At 65.2% G+C, this 701-nt stretch carries 1 protein-coding gene; it reads left to right on the top strand.

Going from position 1 to position 701, the window contains the following annotated elements:
• The coding region (locus HCU76_RS36365; RefSeq protein ID WP_305729969.1) for an acyl-CoA carboxylase subunit beta at positions 1 to 701 on the top strand (701 nt) is incomplete at both ends.

The following is a 701-nucleotide window of genomic DNA, read 5'->3' as shown; positions in this document are numbered from 1 at the left end:
AACAACCGCGAGAAGCCGCCCGTGCGCCCCAGCGGCGACCCGGCCGAGCGCGCCGACCTGTCGCTCGACACGCTGGTGCCCGACAACCCGAACAAGCCCTACGACATGAAGGAGCTGATCGTGAAGGTGGTCGACGACGGCGACTTCTTCGAGCTGCAGCCTGATTACGCCAAGAACATCGTGATCGGCTTCGCCCGCATGGAAGGCCAGAGCATCGGCATCGTGGCCAACCAGCCGCTGGTGCTGGCCGGCTGCCTGGACATCAAGTCCTCGATCAAGGCGGCGCGCTTCGTGCGCTTCTGCGATGCCTTCAACATCCCGGTCATCACCTTCGTCGACGTGCCCGGCTTCATGCCCGGCACCAGCCAGGAGTACGGCGGCATCATCAAGCACGGCGCCAAGCTGCTGTACGCGTACGCCGAATGCACGGTGCCCAAGATCACCGTCATCACCCGCAAGGCCTACGGCGGTGCTTACGACGTGATGGCTTCCAAGCACCTGCGCGGCGACGTGAACCTCGCCTGGCCACGTGCCGAGATCGCGGTGATGGGCGCGAAGGGCGCGGTGGAGATCATCTTCCGCGAGGACAAGAACGACCCGGAAAAGCTGGCTGCCCGCGAGGCCGAATACAAGGCCCGCTTCGCCAACCCGTACGTGGCTTCCACGCGCGGCTACATCGACGACGTGATCCTGCCGAGCGA

The organism is Variovorax sp. dw_308, from assembly GCF_019207085.1.
Classification (GTDB): domain Bacteria; phylum Pseudomonadota; class Gammaproteobacteria; order Burkholderiales; family Burkholderiaceae_C; genus Variovorax.
Note: the sequence above shows the minus strand (reverse complement) of the source record. Positions and strands in the feature narration are given on the sequence as shown.